This is a genomic window from Clavibacter sp. MX14-G9D (genome assembly GCF_032917815.1).
Classification (GTDB): Bacteria; Actinomycetota; Actinomycetes; order Actinomycetales; family Microbacteriaceae; genus Clavibacter; species Clavibacter michiganensis_K.
In genome coordinates, this window is sequence record NZ_JAVCVL010000383.1 from 1 (window position 1) to 1,209 (window position 1,209).

The window sequence follows — 1,209 nt, forward strand, 5'->3', positions numbered from 1 at the left end:
TGATCCCGGCCGCTCCGGCCTCCTCGACTTCGCCGTCGTCGCCGACCGCACCGGCCCGCACGCGGTGGCCATCGCCTACGACCACGGCGGATCCGCGCCGCTCGCCCTCGGCCTCGCCGTCGACCGCGCGCAGGCCCGCACCGTGCGCTACGCGCCGCTCGAGCCGGGGACGACGCGGCGCACGACGGTCGTCACCGTGCATCTGCACCGCGGGCCCGGCGTGATCCGCGTGGCGGAGGGGCCGCCGCACGCCCGGCTGCACGTGCACTCGCTCCGCGTCGCCGAGATCGTGCCCGCGCGCGATGCGGCGGCCCCGGGCGCGCATCGCCTGCCGGGCACGCACGACCTGCCGGGGGCGCGTCCCGTCGCGGCGGCGTGAGCCCCGCGCGGGATCGCGCGGTCAGGCGGCCGGGGTCCGGAACAGCACCGGCCGGCCCTCGTGGGCCGCGATGCGGGCGTCGAGGCCGGCGCGGACGGCCGGCCACTCGTCGACGAGGATCGAGTGGATCGCGGCATCGCGCCAGGTCCCGTCCGCTCGGCGCTGATCGCGACGGCAGACGCCCTCGAAGGTCGCGCCGAGCTTGAGGATGGCCGCGCGCGAGTGCGCGTTCCGGGCATCCGCCTGGAGCTTCACGCGGCCGAAGCCGGAGTCGAACGCGAGGCCGAGGAGGAGCCGCTTGGCCTCCGCGTTCACGACGGTCCCCCAGACGCGCGGGTCGTAGGCGGTCCAGCCGAGGTGCGCGCGCTCGCGGCGCACGTCGAGCTCGGTGAGGCTCGTGGTGCCGACGAGCTCCCCGTCGTGGGGGCCGCCGACGAGGATCACCGCGGTCGGCAGGTCGTCCCAGCGGAAGTAGGTCCCGGCCCAGGCGGCGAAGGCGTCCGCATCGGCGGGGAGGCCGGCCGCGCCGCCGCCGAAGCCGCCGGCGAAGACCGCCGGGTGGCCGATCGCGGCGTGCAGGGCGGGCAGGTGCTCCGGGGTGAGCGGGTCGAGCCGGACGTGGGAGCCGACGAGGGAGGCGGGCGCGGGGACGATGGCGGTCACGGCGCCAGCCTGCCAGACGGCCGGACGGGACCCGCGGAGGTGCGCGGGTCCCGTCCGTGCGGGGAGCCGGTCAGCTGCCGGACGTGGGCGTCGGCGTCGGGGCGGGCGTCGTGGCGGGCTCGCTGCCGGACGTCGATCCCCCGGTCGTGCCGGGTGCGGCCGGCGCC

2 protein-coding genes are annotated in these 1,209 nt (G+C 78.6%); one reads left to right on the plus strand and one right to left on the minus strand.

Annotated elements, in window-relative coordinates:
• On the plus strand, nt 1-379 hold a 379-nt coding region (locus tag Q6969_RS15810), incomplete at its 5' end, for a hypothetical protein (RefSeq protein WP_317231293.1).
• Between the two features lie 21 nt (nt 380-400).
• Here Q6969_RS15810 and Q6969_RS15815 read toward each other — a convergent pair.
• Nucleotides 401-1,042 carry a GNAT family protein gene (locus Q6969_RS15815; protein WP_317231294.1) on the minus strand — a complete coding sequence of 214 codons (642 nt, stop codon included), beginning with the start codon at nt 1,040-1,042 and terminating at the stop codon, nt 401-403.
• Nucleotides 1,043-1,209 lie beyond the last annotated feature (167 nt).